Annotated in this window: 18 protein-coding genes and 1 tRNA gene; 12 read left to right on the top strand and 7 right to left on the bottom strand. The window is 41.8% G+C overall.

From position 1 onward, the window contains the following. Window positions 1-411 precede the first annotated feature (411 nt). The 4 genes from FW759_RS12470 (at window position 412) to FW759_RS12455 (ending at window position 5,049) form a co-directional block, all read left to right on the top strand. Window positions 412-1,911: a SulP family inorganic anion transporter gene (locus FW759_RS12470; protein WP_446443154.1), complete on the top strand. Its 1,500-nt coding sequence runs from the start codon at window positions 412-414 to the stop codon at window positions 1,909-1,911. A 158-nt stretch (window positions 1,912-2,069) separates the two neighbouring features. Further along, a complete protein-coding gene (locus FW759_RS12465; protein ID WP_062845650.1) occupies window positions 2,070-2,930 on the top strand; it encodes a universal stress protein in 861 nt (286 codons plus the stop codon). Window positions 2,931-3,371: 441 nt separating this feature from the next. Beyond that, window positions 3,372-3,710, top strand: a complete 339-nt coding sequence (locus tag FW759_RS12460; protein ID WP_010197981.1) for a P-II family nitrogen regulator — start codon at window positions 3,372-3,374, stop codon at window positions 3,708-3,710. Window positions 3,711-3,786: 76 nt separating this feature from the next. Beyond that, window positions 3,787-5,049, top strand: coding sequence for an ammonium transporter (locus FW759_RS12455; RefSeq protein ID WP_062845651.1), 1,263 nt, complete (start codon window positions 3,787-3,789; stop codon window positions 5,047-5,049). A 104-nt stretch (window positions 5,050-5,153) separates the two neighbouring features. On the opposite strand, the gene FW759_RS12450 is transcribed toward FW759_RS12455, so the two are convergent. From FW759_RS12450 to FW759_RS12440, 3 genes are all read right to left on the bottom strand, one after another. Further along, window positions 5,154-5,537, bottom strand: a complete 384-nt coding sequence (locus FW759_RS12450; RefSeq protein ID WP_062845652.1) for a DUF2147 domain-containing protein — start codon at window positions 5,535-5,537, stop codon at window positions 5,154-5,156. 249 nt (window positions 5,538-5,786) lie between these two features. Then, window positions 5,787-6,050, bottom strand: a complete 264-nt coding sequence (locus tag FW759_RS12445) for a hypothetical protein (RefSeq protein ID WP_131400070.1) — start codon at window positions 6,048-6,050, stop codon at window positions 5,787-5,789. A 145-nt stretch (window positions 6,051-6,195) separates the two neighbouring features. Continuing rightward, window positions 6,196-7,026 (bottom strand): DNA/RNA non-specific endonuclease, encoded by an 831-nt coding sequence (locus FW759_RS12440; protein WP_446443153.1) that lies wholly within the window; start codon window positions 7,024-7,026, stop codon window positions 6,196-6,198. 195 nt (window positions 7,027-7,221) lie between these two features. Here FW759_RS12440 and FW759_RS12435 point away from each other — a divergent pair. Together FW759_RS12435 and FW759_RS12430 are read left to right on the top strand one after the other, a co-directional pair. Continuing rightward, window positions 7,222-7,312, top strand: a tRNA-Ser gene (locus tag FW759_RS12435). Window positions 7,313-7,758: 446 nt separating this feature from the next. Further along, entirely contained in the window at window positions 7,759-8,679 is a 921-nt protein-coding gene (locus FW759_RS12430; protein WP_443566925.1) for a hypothetical protein, read from the top strand. Between the two features lie 124 nt (window positions 8,680-8,803). Here FW759_RS12430 and FW759_RS12425 read toward each other — a convergent pair whose 3' ends face one another. Next, window positions 8,804-9,520 carry a FadR/GntR family transcriptional regulator gene (locus FW759_RS12425; protein ID WP_443571231.1) on the bottom strand — a complete coding sequence of 239 codons (717 nt, stop codon included), beginning with the start codon at window positions 9,518-9,520 and terminating at the stop codon, window positions 8,804-8,806. Window positions 9,521-9,621: 101 nt separating this feature from the next. After that, window positions 9,622-11,355, bottom strand: coding sequence for an IlvD/Edd family dehydratase (locus FW759_RS12420; protein WP_446443152.1), 1,734 nt, complete (start codon window positions 11,353-11,355; stop codon window positions 9,622-9,624). Window positions 11,356-11,571: 216 nt separating this feature from the next. Between FW759_RS12420 and FW759_RS12415 the strand changes: the two genes are divergently transcribed. The 5 genes from FW759_RS12415 to FW759_RS12395 all read left to right on the top strand — a co-directional run bounded on the left by FW759_RS12415 (window position 11,572) and on the right by FW759_RS12395 (window position 18,351). Next, window positions 11,572-12,879 (top strand): MFS transporter, encoded by a 1,308-nt coding sequence (locus FW759_RS12415; protein WP_131400075.1) that lies wholly within the window; start codon window positions 11,572-11,574, stop codon window positions 12,877-12,879. Window positions 12,880-12,890: 11 nt separating this feature from the next. After that, the gene (gene araD1 / locus FW759_RS12410; protein WP_446443151.1) at window positions 12,891-13,889 is read left to right on the top strand and encodes an AraD1 family protein; all 999 of its coding nucleotides are present in this window, start codon (window positions 12,891-12,893) and stop codon (window positions 13,887-13,889) included. A 10-nt stretch (window positions 13,890-13,899) separates the two neighbouring features. Then, window positions 13,900-15,474, top strand: coding sequence for an aldehyde dehydrogenase (NADP(+)) (locus tag FW759_RS12405; RefSeq protein ID WP_446443150.1), 1,575 nt, complete (start codon window positions 13,900-13,902; stop codon window positions 15,472-15,474). Window positions 15,475-16,004: 530 nt separating this feature from the next. Further along, window positions 16,005-17,396 carry a GntP family permease gene (locus FW759_RS12400; protein ID WP_446443190.1) on the top strand — a complete coding sequence of 464 codons (1,392 nt, stop codon included), beginning with the start codon at window positions 16,005-16,007 and terminating at the stop codon, window positions 17,394-17,396. A 253-nt stretch (window positions 17,397-17,649) separates the two neighbouring features. Next, the gene (locus FW759_RS12395; protein ID WP_446443149.1) at window positions 17,650-18,351 is read left to right on the top strand and encodes a hypothetical protein; all 702 of its coding nucleotides are present in this window, start codon (window positions 17,650-17,652) and stop codon (window positions 18,349-18,351) included. Between the two features lie 113 nt (window positions 18,352-18,464). Here FW759_RS12395 and FW759_RS12390 read toward each other — a convergent pair whose 3' ends face one another. After that, a complete protein-coding gene (locus FW759_RS12390; RefSeq protein ID WP_446443148.1) occupies window positions 18,465-18,713 on the bottom strand; it encodes a hypothetical protein in 249 nt (82 codons plus the stop codon). A 561-nt stretch (window positions 18,714-19,274) separates the two neighbouring features. On the opposite strand from FW759_RS12390, the gene FW759_RS12385 reads away from it, so the two are divergent. Continuing rightward, window positions 19,275-19,475, top strand: coding sequence for a hypothetical protein (locus FW759_RS12385; protein ID WP_062845669.1), 201 nt, complete (start codon window positions 19,275-19,277; stop codon window positions 19,473-19,475). 193 nt (window positions 19,476-19,668) lie between these two features. Here the strand turns inward: FW759_RS12385 and FW759_RS12380 are convergent, their stop codons facing one another. Beyond that, window positions 19,669-20,247, bottom strand: a complete 579-nt coding sequence (locus FW759_RS12380) for a PepSY domain-containing protein (RefSeq protein ID WP_446443147.1) — start codon at window positions 20,245-20,247, stop codon at window positions 19,669-19,671. Between the last annotated feature and the right edge of the window lie 312 nt (window positions 20,248-20,559).

Below are 20,559 nucleotides of genomic sequence, written 5' to 3'. Positions count from 1 at the left end.
GGCGCGCTATTGTCATCTCTTTAGCCAAAGCCCATGTTGTGATAACGGTATATCAGACTATCGCTGTCATCTGACAGGTTATTTATCACTCTCTAACGCAGCAACTCACTGCTGACGCTATTCGTTATTATATACGCTATTTTTAATACCTGACTTTACGCATCCTATTTTAAACATGATTTTTAGGCAATCTCACAGCATTTATCCTTGTGTTGATGATTGTTGAGCGCATGCGTAGTGTGAGTAAACAAACTAGTAAACATACTTTGTACTAGCCCTTAATAATTCGATACCACAACGCGACACAGCTCACGTTGTTGTAAAAATGACCCGCTATGATTATAGCGACGCAATCATTTTATCAGTGAATAATGATTACTCTTTTTGCCTCCAACCTTATACAGTTTACTTATGACATCTTTTATTGATAACTTACGTGATGAGTGGTTTTCCAATGTACGCGGTGATGTTTTATCAGGTTTGGTCGTTGCACTGGCCTTAATTCCTGAAGCCATTGCTTTTTCTATCATCGCAGGGGTTGATCCCAAAGTTGGCCTATACGCTTCGTTTTGTATCGCTGTGGTCATCAGTTTTGTCGGAGGTCGTCCTGCTATGATTTCGGCAGCGACAGGGGCTATGGCGTTGGTGATGGTCGATTTGGTTGCCGAGCATGGCTTACAGTATTTACTGGCAGCGACTCTATTATGCGGTGTCTTTCAGATTGTGATGGGCATTTTAAAGCTTGGTAATTTGATGCGCTTTGTTTCGCGCTCAGTGGTCATTGGCTTTGTCAATGCGCTGGCAATATTGATATTCGCCGCTCAGCTACCAGAGCTAAACCCGATGACTGAAGGCATCGGTATGACGGTTTATATCATGACCGCAGTGGGTTTAGCGATTATCTACTTGTTCCCGCTTATTCCTAAGGTTGGGCGTGTCATTCCTTCACCGCTTATCTGTATTGTTGGATTAACCGCTGTTGCGATGTATATGAATCTTGATATTCGTAATGTTGGCAGTATGGGCGATCTGCCTGACTCACTACCGATGTTTTTGCTGCCTGATATTCCATTGAACCTAAACACGTTGTTTATTATCGCGCCTTATTCCATCGCGCTTGCCATCGTTGGTTTATTAGAGTCTATGATGACAGCGACCATCGTTGATGAGTTGACAGACACCCCAAGTGATAAAAACCGTGAATGTCGCGGCCAAGGTATGGCAAACGTTGTGTCTAGTTTTTTTGGTGGTATGGCAGGCTGTGCGATGATTGGTCAGTCCATGATCAATGTCAAATCAGGTGGGCGAACACGGTTGTCTACCTTGATCGCAGGGGCGGTTTTGCTCATCATGGTGGTGTTTTTAAGTGAGTGGGTCAGCCAAATTCCAATGGCAGCCCTCGTTGCAGTGATGATTATGGTCTCCATCGGTACGTTTAATTGGCAATCTATTCGCGAGTTTAAAACGCATCCTATGTCATTCAACATTGTGATGTTAGCGACCGTTTTGACCACCGTGTTTACACACAATCTGGCTTATGGCGTGGGTGTGGGTGTATTGTTCTCCGCTTTGGCATTTGCCAATAAGATTGGTCAATTTTTAACCATATTTAGTGAGTATGATGAAAGCAGCAACACACGCTATTATTATGTGCAAGGGCAAGTTTTCTTTGCGTCTACGACACAATTTTTAGGCAGTTTTGATACCAAAGAAGCGTTAGACAACGTTCAGATCGACGTCAGTCAAGCACATTTTTGGGATATCAGTGCCGTCGATACGTTGGATAAGCTGGTTATGCGCTTGCAACGTGAAGGCACAGATGTCAAAGTGGTGGGACTCAATCATGCAAGCCGAACCTTGATTGATCGCTTTTCTGTCCATGATCTTCGCGAGATTGGTTTGCTCGATTAATCAACGCTACATTTATTGATCGAACAGACCGTCAGATGTCGATCATCAATAAACGGTTGAATAAACAGCTGTATTGGCATAAAAACTGGGTATCAATCTGACTGCCCTTACTTGAAGCAAGCAGCTGCATCTTATTACTGCAATGATAGAGTGGTCTTATGAGTAATTTAAAACCCGATAGTGTGATCGCCTGCTTGGACTGCCCAGATCATGTACAGGCCGTATTAGAGGCAAGTATGTGGGCTTCTACTCGTATGCAAGCACCTGTGGGATTGCTACATTCTGTACCAAGCTTGCAACAAAAAGCCGCTGTCAATTATTCAGGCTGCCTGAATATCGATGATGAAAACACTTTGCTTGAGCAGTTTACAACCACAGAGCATTTAGGTAATTGTGAACTAAAATCGCAAGGCAAACTGCTGCTACATCAAGCCACCACCTACTGCGAACAGCAGCGCCATAAACTTAAGACTTATACCTTACATCGTCATGAAAACTTGAGTGAGAGTATCGATTATGTCGATGATGAGGCACAATTGATTGTGATCGGTCATCATGTGACCTGCAAATCAACATTGGGCCAACTGATTAGAGTCAGTCATTGCCCCATTTTGGTGACTCATGCACCATTTTTGCCCCCTACTACGGCCTTATTCGCCTTCGATAATAGTCCAACGTCTCACAAACTCCTCAATTGGCTGTGCAAAACGTCCCTTGTTCGTGCTTTGACGGTTCACATTGTCATGGTAGGCAAAGAGAACTCTGAGAATTGTGATGCGCTACGTGAAGCCTATGCGCGCCTCAGGCAGGCGGGTATCAAATCTAAAAAAGCCCTATTAGACTGCCGTGATGTGACGGCGGCTTTGAATTACTATCAAACTCAAAACAATATCGGGCTTTTGATGACAGGCGCGTTTGGCCAATCTCGTCTGCGTGGCCTACTAAAAGGCAGCGATACCAAAAAACTGCTACACAGTACTAAAACACCTTACCTTCTTTTACCGAAAGATTACGCGTAGTTTTAGACCCAAGTCTCCTCTATCTAAGCGCAGAGTATGAGTAACATCAGGCTCTGCTGCTTGTCTTTATTGCGCTCATCTCTTCATTCTCTCTTTATCAAATTCTAATAATGCCTTATAAAATCAAGTTAGCAAAACATCACATGAAATAAGGGGATAGCCTCCCCAAGCACTTAAAAAGTTGGTTATAATAAAGTTTTCGTTGGTTCACGCCAAAGGTCGATAGGCATTAGTTATGCTGGCTACAATGGCTTTTACCGTTGTAGCAGAGTCAGTATCTTTTGCCACAACTGTCATCATTCTTAGAAAATATATCCGATTTACCTCCCCCCTTGAGTAAATTGGCACAGTTCTTGAATGACTAATAGTAAGCAAGGCAGCGATACGATATATCCTAATGTCTCTATCAACCTGCGGCATCACACAAATAAGGAATTTTTTATGAAGCTAATCACTGCGATCTTAAAACCGTTTAAGCTCGATGATGTACGTGAAGCGCTTTCTGACATCGGAGTAAAAGGTGTCACTGTTACTGAGGTCAAAGGTTTCGGTCGCCAAAAAGGTCACACAGAACTTTATCGTGGCGCAGAGTACGTGGTGGATTTTTTACCTAAAGTAAAAGTTGAAGTGGCTGTTATCGATGAGATGGTTGAACCTGCAATCGAAGCCATTACTCGCATTGCTAGTACAGGTAAAATCGGTGATGGCAAAATCTTTGTCACAGCGCTTGAGCAAGTCATCCGTATACGTACAGGCGAGACAGGTCCTGATGCTATCTAACGCATCAGACCAATTTATAGATAGACCATAACAGTCATACCGATAGCTTATTGCATCAATTCAAGGGGGAATTAACATGCAAAACCAAATCTTCGAGCTCCAGTACGCACTTGATACCTTTTACTTTTTAATATGTGGGGCGCTAGTCATGTGGATGGCAGCGGGCTTCACTATGCTAGAAGCCGGTCTGGTTCGTTCAAAAAACACGGTTGAAATCTTAACCAAAAACGTCGCCCTTTTTGCTACTGCTAGTATCATGTACATGGTATGCGGTTACGCGATTATGTATGGTGGCGAGTTTTTCTTAAGCGGTATCGCAGGCGGTGAGACATTGGTACAAGATGCTTTGGCTGCTTCAGCAGAAAATGGCTTTGGTGGTGATTCTGTTTACTCCGCTGCGTCTGACTTCTTTTTCCAAGTGGTGTTTGTTGCGACCTGTATGTCCATCGTATCAGGTGCAGTGGCTGAGCGTATGAAGCTATGGTCCTTTTTATTGTTTGCGGTCATTATGACTGGGTTTATTTACCCGTTGGAAGGAAGCTGGACATGGGGCGGTAATGATGTCTTTGGCTTATACAATCTTGGCGACATGGGTTTTTCTGACTTTGCCGGTTCTGGTATTGTACATATGGCAGGGGCAGCAGCAGCCTTGGCAGGTGTTTTGCTACTAGGTGCACGCAAAGGTAAATATGGCTCTAATGGTGAGATACGTGCTATTCCTGGAGCAAATTTACCACTCGCGGCCCTTGGTACACTGATCTTATGGATGGGCTGGTTCGGCTTCAATGGCGGCTCTGTATTAAAACTTGGCGATATTGCCAGTGCCAACTCAGTCGCTGTGGTATTTTTGAATACCAACGCAGCAGCAGCAGGCGGTGCTATTGGCGCACTACTAATCGCTCGCTTAATTTTTGGCAAAGCAGATTTGACCATGCTCTTAAATGGTGCACTTGCAGGTTTGGTCGCAATTACCGCAGAACCCTCTACACCTTCTGCCCTGCAAGCCACTCTATTTGGTTTGATCGCTGGTGTCATCGTGGTACTGTCTATTTTAGCATTGGATAAAATAAAAATAGATGATCCAGTTGGTGCTATTTCAGTTCACGGTGTGGTAGGTCTGTTTGGCATACTTATTGTACCGATTACCAATTCAGGCGTCACGTTTGTCGGACAACTCGCTGGTGCTGCCACGATCTTTGTATGGGTGTTCGTTGCCAGCTTAATCGTGTGGTCGATTATCAAATTAGTGATTGGTCTACGTATCTCTGAAGAAGATGAGTATGAAGGCGCGGATATCGCTGAGTGTGGTATGGAAGCGTATCCAGAGTTTGTCAGATAACATGAGAATGTTTTACTAAATACTCATCCAACAAAAAACCCGCAGAGCCAAAAGGTTCTGCGGGTTTTTATTAGTTTTAACTTTATAAAAAATATACGATCAGCTTATTTCTTTTTCCACTGTTGACTGCGTGAAAATGGACCGATATACCCTTTGATGTTCAAGGTATTGCCACTTAAGGTAGCTGTCATACGATAGTCTTTACCTTTTGCTGGGTCAGTAATTGTACCGCCACTATATTTGCCATTGCCATCAGATTTCAGGCCCTTGATGACTGTCGTACCAATATATTGTTTACCCTTTTCCGTATTAGCAGCAATAAGTTTACCAGTCAACACGCCATTAGATTCAGTAATTTTTACAGTACCTTTTGGCTGACCTTCATCAAACGTCTGCCAAGTGGTATTGGCTAATGGATCAGCGGCAAATGCCATGCTAGCAATACTGATACCGGCAACAGCTAATGTGGTTTTTGTAAATAGTTTCATAGATTGACTCCCTTCATACAATGATTGCTCGAAACATGATGTTTCTGATTTCTATGCTTATCCTTTGCTAGAATTTCCTACTATAGGCACCGCGATTTTATATAATGTGAAAGATATTTATCGTGTTTGCCTGCTAGTTTTTTCAAAGACATAAGCGATGTCTTGGATTCATTATAAGCAATTTTTAGCGTTTGCCTAGTAATTTTTTTACGCATTATTATTTCCATAAAACAAAACCATATCAAAGAGTTACAGAAAGGGGTTGTCGATATTTTTGTCCAATTGGTCATCTTTTTCTTTTGACTTACCCTCTTGCTTACTATAGAGACTATAACTTTCGAACGCTTGGACAATTTTATTCGCTAGCTCCTGTAACTGCTGCGCTTGCTCATACCCAGCAGCATCTAGCGTCAATTCGACATCGCCATACATAATGATTTTATCTTCTTGATTCTCAATGACAAGCTCACCTATCTGCATGCTTTGGTGGTTGTTGGCAAATGGTTCAATCATCTGATCATCCTTTTTATTGATAGTCTTTTGCTTATATTTGTTTACCAAACAGCCTTTGACCAATCAGTATCTGATCAACGGTTTCCTAAATCATTATTTAAAATAAGGTACCATGAAATCAATACCTCCTTGGTTTGCTCTCTCTTTACGCTTTTAGCTGCGTTAATATCCAATCAATAATTGCCCAAACGAATAGCATCCACTCAGGCTCTTTTTGTGACGCCTCAGGCACGTCTGAACTCTCTCCTGCCTTCAATGGCAAATCAAAAGCCTGTGCCTTGGTTTCGGTATCAAGCACAGGTAACGCATCGATACCCGTCTTGTCCATCAACTCATCAACACTGATAACTTGTATACGCTCTGACTCGTCGTTGGGCGCGTAATAAACGCCTGCTTGGTTAATTGCTGGAATATAAACAGCTTTATAAAAGTGGCTGGGTACAAGCACTCGATCAGCCAGTTGCTTGGTTTTTTTGTCTGTAAATGCCACCCCTGTTACCGCATAAACCTCACCATACTGCTGAGTCAAGTAACGAGTTGCCGATTCAATATTGCGCCAGATATAGCGATTGTTGCGTGGCGACTGCGGAGCAATGTTGGCCAGACTAAAGCTGTCATATTGCTGGCTACGCGTTGCCATATCACCATTTGGCGATAAATGGCCGCGATCATAGCCAGAGCCTGAATAGTCGGATAATGAGGCGCGCATAGATTTTGGTAATCTACTCTCTTCATGAAAGCTGTCTTCGCGGTCTATCTGCTTGGCTTGTTGTAGACGGGTACGATCCAAATACTCTGCTGACCATAGTGGTGTACGTGATACACCAGAGTACATCACTGCAAAACCATCCATGCACAATGCCTGCGTCTTATTATTTAATTTGGTATTCGTAAACTCAGGATAAATACCGCCATAAAAAGACTGACTACATTGACTAAAATCATGAGCATATGCTGACGATAAAGTGATTGCCATAGTCATCACTGTCATCATGACGCTGTTTTTAAAACTGTGTTTGAGCCTGCCAAGACTTATCATGCAACTATCAACCATCTATCTATGCGTATCATTACGTGTACGCTATCGTAGCAGGCGTCTGCAAATAAAGAAAGATAAGGCGTAAGTCGTGACATTTTAAATGCTATCGGCTATACTAACCCGTCTCAAAACGGTGAAGTGGGTGAGTGGCTGAAACCGCACGCCTGGAAAGTGTGTATACGTTAATCGCGTATCGAGGGTTCGAATCCCTCCTTCACCGCCAATCTTATAAAATCATCTTTTATTTCAGCTTTCCCATCCTGTCCCAAATACCCCTTAAAATTTTTATACATAACGCGTCTAGCGTTTTTTTTGTGTCTGTTGTTTTCCTAATATAACCTATCAAAACCCAGTAGAACCAAACATTGTGTTGGTCTATTATTTATATACACCTCAATTAGACTAACATTCTATCTAGAATTATATGCCTTAGACAAAGATAAGTGTCTTAAGCTTCCCATCACTCTTCCTTACTCATTTAAATACAACTCAGGCATATGATATGACTCGAGCGATATCATGCAATCAATACACTCATACGAATACTCTGATTTATAAGAACGAAGCACTATTGTAGCGACAGTGTTAAAACTGAATATTTGTTTTGCAAATAGAAAGTTATAAGACTAATCTTATATTTCTTACGAGAAGCTAACAATAGGTAACATTATGAAAATCAATAAGCTATACGCAGGGATTGCATTGGCAAGTACATTAATACTGACAGGGTGCGGTGATGATAACGATGACAATGTATCAAACCCAGATAATAATGGGGGACCTATCGTTAATAATGAGCTGAACTATGCAACTTTCGATCCTTTCACTGACATGTCAAATGATAAATATGAAGAAGCTTGGGGCAAGCTGGCGTACAAAATCAGTAATGATGGCTTGACGGAAACAATCTCTACCGTGATAGGAAGCTCACCTACTGCCTATCAAGACAGTAGAAGCGACGATGAATTGGAATATTACGCCAGTAAAAACGCGTTTGCTGCTGTTCCTGAGAGTTTTGACAGTAAGTTCTATAAAATCAACTTTGTTGATAGCGATACCTTTACGCTAAAAGTTCAGTCAAATAATTCAACTTTTAACTCTACTTATGACATTACTACTCTTGACCTTACGGGCGTAGGCAAGCAACCACGCAATGCTACTACCGGTATAGATACTGATTTAGACTATTTCCCTGAGGGCTTTAATGCTACTTTCCCTAGTGGCTCTCAATGCTATATTATTTTAGAGACCCCTGAGCAAAATTACTATAGCTTTGCTGATGGTGACGATGTCGGTAGCATGACTATTGAGCAGTGGATTGCTAATGAGAGAGAAAACAATACCGTTACTAATCTTGTGCAAGAAAATATCGGACTCAATAATGAATTACCAGCTGCTAGATATACTGACGGAGATGGAGATGTCATTGCCGTTGTCAGATACAATGGATTGATTTACGACGCGTTCTACAATCAAAAAGGCATCCAAGAAAAAGAAAACACTGATCCTGACACTGAAGAGGTTTACTGTAATCTGTATAACGATGTAGCAACTAAATTCTTTGAAACACAAATCAAAGCCAACTATTAATGTGGGCTATATATTAAGATCTAACTACTTATCTACATAAAGACAAAAAATAGCGCCTACAATGGGCGCTATTTTTTATATTACGACACTGCATACACATGCCAAAAGCATAATAGAGGGCTAATTACTTTTTGATTAAGGTATAGGCCACGTTGGTATCATCCAACTGCACTAAAGACGCCAGTCTGGCCGATAGCGGGTCTTTATTTTCAATGGCCGTTAATATTGCTTTGTGTCTTGGTAAGGAGTGCGTTTGTAAGTTAGGCCTTAGGCTGGTCAGCTTAATGGATTGTTGTAGCGGTAATACCAACATTTTTGACATATAAGCCAGTAGGTCATTATGTGTGGCCTTGGCAATGGCAAGATGGAACTCTATGTCAGGTTGCATAAACTCTTCTGCATTGGTCGCCTTCTCCATGCCATCATACGCTGTTTTAATCTGTGCAATATCATCATCAGTTGCAGTGCTAGCAGCGATGTAAGCCATCTCAGGTTCTAAAACACGTCGAACGGTTGATAAGGTTTTAAAAAAATCGTTTTCTGGTGTGGACTGAATCAACCAAAACAGCACATCTGGATCAAGCATATGCCATTCATCCTTTGGACGCACGACCGTACCGACTTTTGGACGTGAGTACGTCAAACCCTTAGAGTTTAGTACCCGTATAGCTTCACGAGAGACGGGACGACTGACCTGAAACTCCTCACACAACTCATCTGAGGAAGGTAGTTTTTCGTTTTCAGGAAAATGACCAGAAACGATTTTTAGACCCAATTGTTGAACAATCAATGCATGTTGGCTTTTGCTTGGAACAGGATTCTTGTAGTCGGCAGCGCTCATATCTTATCATTACTCATATTTGACATTAGTATGTTATAGAAGACCTTATCAATAAACAAGGGCTTCTATTTTGCATAAACTAGTGCCAATTTTTGAGCAAACTAGTGCGAATGACGAGGAACCTCGGAACCACGACAGCCGACTAGAAAATCGAAATCACAGCCTTCATCCGCTTGCAGCACGTGCTTGACATAGAGTTCACGATAGCCGCCGATGAAATTAGGTGTCGGCGGTGCTGGTAAATTGGCCAGACGCTGCTGTAGCTCTTCATCGCTAACATCTAAGTGCAGTTTTCCGGCGTAAGCATCAAGCTCAATAAAGTCACCGTTTTGTACCGCAGCCAATGGTCCGCCTGCGCGGGCTTCTGGTGCCACATGTAGTACCACGCTGCCATACGCCGTACCACTCATACGCGCATCAGAAATTCGCAGCATATCTGTGATCCCTTTTTCTAGCAGTTTGGGCGGTAATCCCATATTGCCAACTTCAGCCATACCGGGATAGCCTTTAGGTCCTGCGTTTTTAAGTACCAGAATGCAGGTTTCATCGACATCTAGATCTGGATCTACAATACGGGCTTTATAGTCGTCAAGGTCTTCAAATACCACGGCACGACCACGATGTTTCATCAATTCTGCTGACGCGGCGGACGGTTTGAGAACAGCTCCTTTTGGTGCTAGGTTGCCATGTAAGATGCACATCCCACCATCTTTACTCAGTGGATTGTTTACTTGACGGATGACCTCATCATTATAAATGGGCGAGCTTTGACAATTCTCCCAAATGCTTTGACCGTTGGCAGTCAGTGCTTGCGGATGCGGTAGCAGATTGTGCTCACCCATACGGCGCAATACCGCAGGCAGACCACCACTATAATAAAACTCTTCCATCAAAAATCGTCCTGATGGCTGCAAATCAACAATGGTAGGCATGCCACGACCAATACGATTCCAATCCTCTAGCTCTAAATCAACACCAATACGCCCAGCGATGGCTTTTAAGTGAATCACCGCATTGGTTGATCCACCAATGGCGGCATTGACTTTAATCGCATTTTCAAACGCTTCCTTGGTTAGAATTTTAGACAGCGTCAGATCTTCTTTAACCATATCAACAATACGCATACCTGATAAATGCGCTAAGACATAACGCCGAGAATCCACGGCAGGAATAGCAGCATTGTGCGGTAAAGATGTACCTAATGCTTCAGCCATACAGGCCATGGTAGAAGCTGTGCCCATCGTATTACACGTACCCGCTGAACGAGACATACCTGATTCTGCAGATAAGAATTCGTTTAGATCAATTTTTCCCGCTTTTAACTCTTCGTGCATTTGCCAGACGATGGTACCTGCGCCGATATCTTTGCCTTTATGTTTGCCATTTAACATCGGCCCGCCTGTGACGACGATGGCAGGAACATCACAACTGGCTGCGCCCATCAGTAGTGCTGGCGTGGTTTTATCACAGCCTGTTAATAGCACAACCCCATCCATTGGGTTACCGCGAATCGCTTCTTCTACATCCATACTCGCTAAATTACGCGTTAGCATCGCCGTCGGGCGTAGGTTAGATTCACCATTTGAGAAAACGGGAAATTCAACAGGATACCCACCCGCTTCTAGAATGCCTTTTTTTACATGCTCAGCGATTTTGCGAAAGTGGGCATTGCAAGGGGTCAGTTCTGACCACGTATTACAAATACCGATAATGGGTCTGCCATCAAACTCATGGTCTGGGATGCCTTGATTTTTCATCCAGCTACGATACATAAATCCATTTTTATCCGCCGTTCCAAACCAAGCTGCTGAACGTAATGGCTTCTTATTTGACATCTCTATATCCTTATATAGTAATACTATTTAAATAATATTAATCAAAATACACTAAAAACAATCTTTTTAAAAGGGTTTACATTTAAATAGTATTACTATATTTTAGTTAAAGCTTTTATACATTATTTTGGTTATCTACTGATAACGCCCTTAACTACAGATAATTTCTCTTTGGCATGATGCTTGAGAATTACCACATGGAACGTGGAGTCGGATATGGATTTCGAAAAGAACGTTATACGAACAGTGACCTACAGATTAATCCCTGCATTAATTGTCCTTTATGTGGTCGCTTATATTGATCGCGGTGCAGTCGGCTTTGCCCATCTACATATGGGCGCTGATGTTGGTATCGGTGACGCCGCTTACGGATTTGGCGCAGGCTTATTCTTTATTGGTTACTTCATGTTTGAGGTGCCAAGTAACTTGTTATTGGCCAAGTTTGGGGCACGCAAGTGGTTTACGCGTATTTTATTGACATGGGGCTTGATCACCATGGCGATGGCGCTGACCCAAGGCCCTAAGAGCTTTTATGCGCTTAGGTTCTTACTTGGTGTTGCTGAGGCAGGTTTTTTCCCTGGTGTTCTATATTTGATTACCCAATGGTTCCCAGTGCGTCACCGAGGAAAAATTATGGGGATGTTTGTGCTGTCGCAGCCTATTGCTATGGTTATTGCAGGGCCGTTATCCGGTGCTTTGCTAGGTATGGATGGCATGGCAAATATGCATGGCTGGCAGTGGTTGTTCATAGCCGTCGGCTTACCTGCTGTTCTTTTGGCGCTACCCACTTATTTGTATTTGCCAGATGATATTAAAACCGCTAAATGGTTAACCACAGAGCAAAAAAGTTGGTTGCAAAATGAATTGGTTAAAGATGAGTCTGAGTATGAACAGACAAGGCATGCCAATCCTTTACATGCGCTAAAAGACAAACGTGTACTGCTCCTTGCATTGTATTACCTGCCTGTCACCTTGAGTATTTATGGCTTAAATTTATGGCTACCCACTATTATCAAGCAATTTGGTGGCGGCAGCGATCTAAGAGTTGGTTTCATATCGAGTATTCCTTATATTTTTGGGGTTATCGGACTGCTGATTATTCCGCGCAGTACGGATCGTCTAAATGATCGTTATGGCCATCTTGGTTTTCTTTATGCGGTAGGTGCGTTTGCCATGTTCTTAAGTGCTTGGCTCACCTCTCCTATCTTGCAATTGGTGGCTCTATCTGCCGTCGCGTTTTGCTTATTTTCAACCACGGCTGTTTTTTGGACACTACCAGGCCGCTTTCTAACAGGCAGTAGTGCGGCAGCTGGTATTGCCTTGATCAACTCTGTGGGCAATTTGGGCGGTTATTTGGGACCTTATGGCATTGGCTTATTAAAAGAATACACAGGTCACATGGCATCAGGCTTGTATTTTCTCTCTGTGGTTATGGTGTTTGGCTTACTCCTAACCTATTTCGTCTACGCCAAGTTTGAAAAAAAGAAATCTGAAAAAACAACCGTTAGCGAACAAGCGTACTAAGGACATTAATCATGAATATTATTCAATTTGAAACCCAAGACCAGCAGCGCGCGGTTGGCATTGTCGAAAATAATACTGTCAAACCAGTCAATCAGGTGACGACGGTTCGAGACTTAGCATTAATGGCAATCGAAAATAAGTTGAGCCTAGAGCAACAAATCGACCAGTTAGGGTTTGCCTCTGAGAACTATGACTACGCACAACTACTAGATAATCTACAGGTACTTGCGCCTTTAGATCATCCAGATACCGCGCATTGTTTTGTTTCAGGTACAGGTTTGACCCATCTAGGATCAGCGGCTACTCGTGACAAAATGCATCAGCAGAACGCGGCTGATACTGCCTCAGTGACCGATACCATGCGTATATTTCAGTTAGGTATTGAAAAAGGTAAACCTGCTGACGGTAAGGTAGGTGCACAACCTGAATGGTTCTATAAAGGAGACGGTTCTATTGTGGTTCGTCCTGGTGCAGAGCTACCGATGCCTGACTTTGCAGAAGATGGTGGCGAGGAACCTGAAATTGCAGGTCTGTATGTGATTGGTCTAGATTCAAAACCTTACAGAATTGGCTTTGCTATGGGCAATGAATTTTCTGATCACATCATGGAACGTCGCAACTATTTATATCTTGCCCACTCCAAATTACGTTTCTGTAGTTATGGTCCAGAGCTACGCACGGGTGAGCTGCCAAAACACTTGGTCGGTACCAGTCGCCTGCGCCGTGATGGTGAGGTGATTTGGGAAAAAGAATTTTTATCAGGCGAAGACAATATGTGTCACAGCCTGACCAATCTTGAATACCACCACTTTAAATATCAGCAATTCTTAAAACCAGGTGATGTACATATTCATTATTTTGGTACAGCAACGCTGTCATTTGCAGACGGTATGCAAACTCAAGTCGGTGATGAATTCGAGATTGAGATGAAGGAATTTGGTCATTCTTTAAAAAATAAGATTGCACATACTCAACCTGAGCTATCCATTGGTTCAGTTAAAACACTCTAAGGAGAATACTATGATTATCGGACATAATTTTATTGCAGGTCAACGCAGTGCGCTCGGTAGCAAAGTCTTAAAAAGTATTAATGCCAGCACAGGAGAAGCGTTGGCTTATGAGTTTTATCAAGCAACTGAAGAAGAAGTCAACAAAGCGTGCGAAGCCGCCAGTGACGCCTTTAAAAGCTATCGCAATACATCACCTGAACAGCGTGCGTTATTTCTAGAAGCGATTGCTGATGAACTAGATGCGCTAGGACAAGACTTTCTTGACACTATTTCACAAGAAACAGCGCTACCGCTTGCACGCTTACAAGGTGAGCGTGGTCGTACTAGTGGTCAAATGCGTTTGTTTGCTAAAGTGCTACGCCGCGGTGACTATTTAGGGGCGCGTATCGATACGGCACTACCTGAACGTGAGCCTATGCCACGTGTAGATTTGCGTCAAGTGAAGATAGGTGTCGGTCCGATTGCCGTGTTTGGGGCAAGTAACTTTCCCTTAGCATTTTCGACAGCGGGTGGTGATACGGCTTCTGCGTTAGCTGCAGGCTGTCCTGTGATTGTCAAAGCTCATAGCGGACATATGGTAACAGCGGATCAAGTAGCACAAGCGATCGACAGAGCAGTCGTGCGCACCAATATGCCAAAAGGCGTGTTTAGTATGGTTTATGGTAATGGTGTCGGTGAAGCGCTAGTAAAACATCCCTTGATTCAAGCGGTTGGTTTTACGGGTTCACTAAAAGGTGGTCAAGCCTTAAGTGCGATGGCAGCCGCTCGCCCTAACCCTATTCCAGTATTTGCAGAAATGAGTAGTATCAATCCGATGCTCATGCTGCCAGCTGCCTTAAAAAATCGTGGTGATAGCATTGCTCAAGACTTAGCAGACTCTGTCGTGATGGGCTGTGGACAGTTTTGTACCAATCCTGGTCTGATTATTGGAATTAAATCCCCTGAATACAGTCAATTCATTGAAAACTTAACTGACATTATGGGGGCTAAACCTGCACAAACCATGTTGAATGCGGGTACGCTAGAAAGCTACTCATCAGGTTTGGAAGATCTGATGACACATGAAGGGTTTGAGCATTTAGCAGGCCAGACTCAACAAGGGGATCAAGCGCAGCCGCAACTGTTTAAAGCAGACGTCGAATTACTACTGGCAGGCAATCAGTTGCTACAAGAAGAGATTTTTGGGCCTGCGACCATCGTCATTGAAGTCAAAGACAAGGCACAGCTGATTCAAGCACTCAGTAGCATGAACGGCCAGCTAACAGCCGCTTTAATTGCTGATGAAGCCGATTTTGCTGAATTCGCAGATGTGGTACCTGTATTAGAAGAGAAAGCTGGACGCCTGCTATTAAATGGTTATCCAACAGGCGTAGAAGTTTGTGAGGCAATGGTTCATGGCGGACCTTATCCTGCCACATCTGATGCACGTGGCACGTCAGTCGGAACGCTGGCGACTGACCGTTATCTACGCCCTGTGTGTTATCAAAACTATCCACAAAGCTTATTGCCAGAAGCATTGAAGGATGAAAATCCATTTAATATTTTAAGGCTAGTCAACGGTGAAATGACTCGAAGTAAAATTTAATGTAGATAGCATGTAACTTAAAAAAAGAGACCATTGAGTGGTCTCTTTTTTTTGGCTTATTAAATGTTCATCTCTTGAGTTTTCATCTCTCAAACTTTCTCATTTGACTAAATTCACATATCTTTGGGATTGAGCATAGTCAATGACAGGATTAACGATTGACCTTTGTTTGCCGCTCTGTTAGATTTTAATACGATACAAAACGTATCGTTTTTAATAAATGCTATGGATAGCGTTTTTTCCGCCATGTCACAATATCCTCAATAGTGAGTGATTGTGTCAGTCAATTTAGTTCATGCCAAGGATAGCTATGATGAGCGATTATTTACCAAATCTACTCTTACCATCCAAAACACCTCCCGCACAGCCAAAATCAAAAGTACCAATCTTTTTTAGTATGTAGCCATCATGTATTTATATGGCCTGTTCTTTTAAATAAATGGAATAGATTGAGCCGTATCTGTTGCTAAAAACAAATATTGTGTCACAAACATATTCAACAGCGTCGTTTTCCATGGAAGGAAATAAAAATTATGAGTATTTTTGCCATTTTGTTGTCTTTGTCACTTTTGATATATTTTGCTTATCGAGGTATTAGCGTATTGGTTCTTGCCCCTATACTCGCTATTTTAGCCGTGGTTTTAAGTGGTGAAGGTAGTCAAACCATGGGTATTTATACCGAAGTATTTATGCAGGGTCTTGGAGGATTTGCGGTCAAATACTTTCCATTATTTATATTGGGCGCTATCTTTGGCAAGCTGATGGAAGATTCAGGTTATGCCTACAGCATCGCACGTCATATCGTTGATAGACTAGGCGACAAACATGCGTTATTGGCCGTGGTACTTGCCTGCTCTATCCTAACTTACGGCGGCGTCTCAGCCTTTGTCGTGACTTTTGCTATATACCCTATTGCTGCTGCTCTATTCAAACAAGCCAACCTACCTAAAAGGCTGATACCTGGAGCCATTTGTATCGGCGCACTCACTCTGACAATGACTGCATTGCCAGGCTCTCCTGCCATTCATAATGTGATACCCATGCCTTATTTTGAGACCGATGCATTCGCAGCACCTGGACTGGGTATCATTGCATCGATTGTGATGCTAAGCGGAGCCATGTTATGGATGCACCGCCAACTGCGTATTGCAAGCGCTAATAATGAGGGGTATGGCAATCATACATTAAATGAAAAAGAACCTTATTCGGGTGTGAATGTACCCAATTTCTGGATAGCACTTTTACCCATTATCATCGTGATAGTGGGCAACTATGCTTTTTCAAAACTGATCATTCCTCTATGGAACAATAGCTATTTAGCCGACGAAAAATTTGGTGGCGTAGCATTAAATTCAGTGATTGGTATTTGGTCTATTATTTTATCGCTATTTCTTGCTTGCATTTTTGTGATTGTGTTCAGCTTTAAGAGAATAGATAGCGTTGCAAACAGCTTAAATAAAGGCGCTATGGGTTCTTTGCTACCCATTTTTAACACAGCTTCAGAAGTCGGTTATGGTTCTGTGATTGCCACACTTGCTGGTTTTGCAGTGATCAAACAGTATCTTATGGGTATCTCACCTGAAAACCCTCTTATCTCAGAAGCGATTATGGTCAACGTTTTGGCAGGGATTACTGGATCGGCTTCTGGGGGCTTGGGGATCGCTTTAGAAATTATGGGCGCAAACTACATGCAATTGGCAGAGCAATACAATATCAATCCTGAACTGATGCACCGTATCGCCTCTCTCGCCTCAGGCGGTCTAGACTCACTACCCCATAACGGTGCCATCATAACCATGCTCACTATTTGTGGTTTAACCCATAGAGAATCGTACAAAGACATATTCGTAGTCGCGGTGATCGTTCCTATCATTGCGCTTATTTTAGTCATCATACTCGGCACCATGTTTGGGTCTTTTTAAAAGAGTCATTAGAAAAGCCCGTTTTAATAAAAGCTGGCATCGATAAGGTAACAAGAGCGTTTGATAGAATTTAATAGACAAAGTGAACAAAATTGACAGATGTTTACGCTGTCTTAAAGTACTGAAAAATTACTGGTTGTTATAGTGATGTAATAATAGCAAGGTCTAAAGTGCTTGGCAGATGTCATCGTTCATGAATTCGATTATAGTGGATATTGATAATATTTATTTAAACACATTGAGGAATCAAATCATGAAAACACTTGGATTATGTACGCTGGCAGCCTTGAGCTTGAGTGCCTGTGCAACAGGTATGAATGGCGGAACAACGGGCAATACTCAAAATAACGTAGTGACTCAATACCCCGTAGAAGCTACGCTGCTTAATATTTATACCAAAGCACGCAGTGAAAGTTTGGTCGCCACCGTAGGCAACCAAACTGCTACAGCAGACATCAAAGTCACTCCCAAAGGTCAGATGACATACAATAATAAGACTGTCCAAGGCACGGAAATTAATACCATTAACAAGGTAAATAACCAAGTTACGAATCAGTCTGTCGCTATTAATTACTTTACTATAGACCCATTAGTCTTCCACGGTTTTACTGACAGTACGGGTAAATACTCCCTATCAAACCAAACGACAGCCATTCCAAAAATGGCAACGGTTGGTGCTTCTAGTCCATTAATTACCGAAAACGTTTATGCTGATCGCAGCATGCGCAAAAAAATAGGCACATACAACCAAAGCTGGTCTCTAACACGGGATAGCAACAATACGGCGTGGTTCTGTATAGATACGTCGAGCAATTTGCTGCTTGATGTGGATCCTGAAGGTACGTCATCAGAATGCTACAAAATAAATGCTCAAGGCGATATTTTAGCCAGTAAGGTGACGATCAGCCAGCCTTCTAATAATGGGACGAACACAGTGACCTTTACAAGCAGATAATTCTTACTATAGCTGTCATCAATACTGTTTACCCCCATAAAACCTTAAAGTAAAAATAAAATAAAAAATGGCGCCTTAAATAGGGGCCATTTTTTATGGTTTATATTTAACGATTAGGTACGATGCCCTTCGATATGTTTACCTTGATATTTGCTTTTTACGCTGTGCGCTGTTTTTATTTTTTTTGGATTATGGTGTGAGACAGCTGGTTTATGTTTGACATGTTTGTACTTGTTATTGACTCCTGCACCCGCTTTTTGGTGCTTTACCTGCGCGGCATGATGGTCAGTAAAGTGCGGTGCAGCATTGGTTTGGCTAGCCACTGTCAAACACGTAGTGATCGCTAAAAGTGAACTTATCATTATCTTTTTCATTGTTATTTCCATCTAAATTGGTATGAATGGTGGTTGAATATGCGTTATTTACTCTTAAATAAAATAACGTATTGCGATAAAGCGCGGCTCTATCCACAACGAAAATAATAAGTGATTTAAGCGTTAATTAGATTTATGAAAGATGAAGAAAGGTTTCGATTGTTGCTAGCAGCTTGAGCTGATCTCGTGATGGTACTTGTTAAAAGGTTTTGCTTATTAAGAGATTTGCGCTGGTTAAAAAGCCTACAGAATTAACTGACTCGATGCCGTCATACATATCAGTTTTTTAATATTCTCTTACTGTAAATGTAAAAAATATCGTGCTCTTAAATATTTATCAGTTAAGATGGTTGTAAAGCATCGTCATTGTGACAGCCAATATAACTGCTTAAATTTTTTAAACACCCTCGACAGAGATGAATCGCCACTCATAAAAAATACTGACTCATGTCATCAGAGTTTAATAAAGTTTCAGCTAATATGTTACTAAAAAAATCATAAAAAATATCAGGATAAAGCAAAGTTTCAAATGAGAAATAGGAGCTAACAATGAGTAATGACAAAAAGACCATAGAAGACTATAGGCATCTGGTCGTCAGTAAAGATGTCACTGTCCATTTATCACAAGACCAACAAGCAATGATCCTAAAGACTTATGATTACGGGTTGAACGCTATGACTGATATTGATGAGATGCTACTCAGCTCAGTCATTCGTCAGCTTAAAACAGCAATTCAGGCGGACACATAAACCTACTTTAACTATCATTTGGTTAGATAAGTTTTGATTAGATGCTGTTTCGTTGAATGTGACTTAAGTTAAATATGACGTAAATAGTATCGATCATTTGTTTAGACAGAATCGTTAAGCTGACACTAAAAAGCCCCAAACCACTCGTAAAGGCAGTTTGGGGCAATCAATAAGCGATATAAACCGTTAAGTATTAATCGTCATTATCAACCTGACTGCTCGTAATCTTACCAGTCATACTATCGACAATCACTTTATGGACTTGGTTGCCTTTGCCAATCTCAATCTTATAAACGGGCTTGCCAAAATCCATGTCGAATTCAGCTTCAAGTACCGTTCCTTTCAACGTTTTATTGGCATTTTTGATGGCTTGAGACAAGCTGACTTTTGCTTGTTTCATGGTGTTATATTCTGCCAAATCTTCTTTATCTAGACGCTCTGTCTCATCTTTTGTGACTTTTCCTGTATTGGCATTCACTCTTACTTCTTGTTCATTATTATTGGCAATCATTTTAATATCATAATGACTGTTTTCTGCACGATCTTCTTGATCAAAATCTACACTAATAATGTCGCCTTTAACTGCTTTATTAGCAAGGGTAAGTGCCTGCTCTAAACTGATCTTACTTTGTGAAGCAGCGGCAATCTCGCTCATAGAAGTAGCCGCTTGGCTGGCTGAAACAGAAGCCATACTAATGGTTGCGACACTGAGTGCCACCGCTAGCGATTTTTTTAACGTTGATTTTTTTTTCATAATCGATGTTTTTTTCATAATAGTATCCTAATAGGTCTCCAAATATCCTTTGAAGACAATTATTCAGTTAAATAATGTCATGAATTAGTAATGACACTCTTAATAAAATGTTTATTTCGATTAGGATGATGACACAGTGTTAATCTTGATGTCCAAGTGATTTATGCTGATAAAACGTAACGAATGTATCGTTTACAGCGTTGAAACTTTTACAGATATGTTCAAAAGTAGCCGAATTATTTGCCACTTTTCAAAATGTAGACTTCGTTGGACAAAATTGTAGCGCTACCGTTTATGGCTAAATATCATAAACAGTAAAATTTATATATT

The sequence above is a fragment of the Psychrobacter sp. 1176_08 genome (assembly GCF_052850615.1).
The sequence above is the reverse complement of the archived record's forward strand: the minus strand, read 5'-3'. Positions and strand labels throughout refer to the sequence as shown.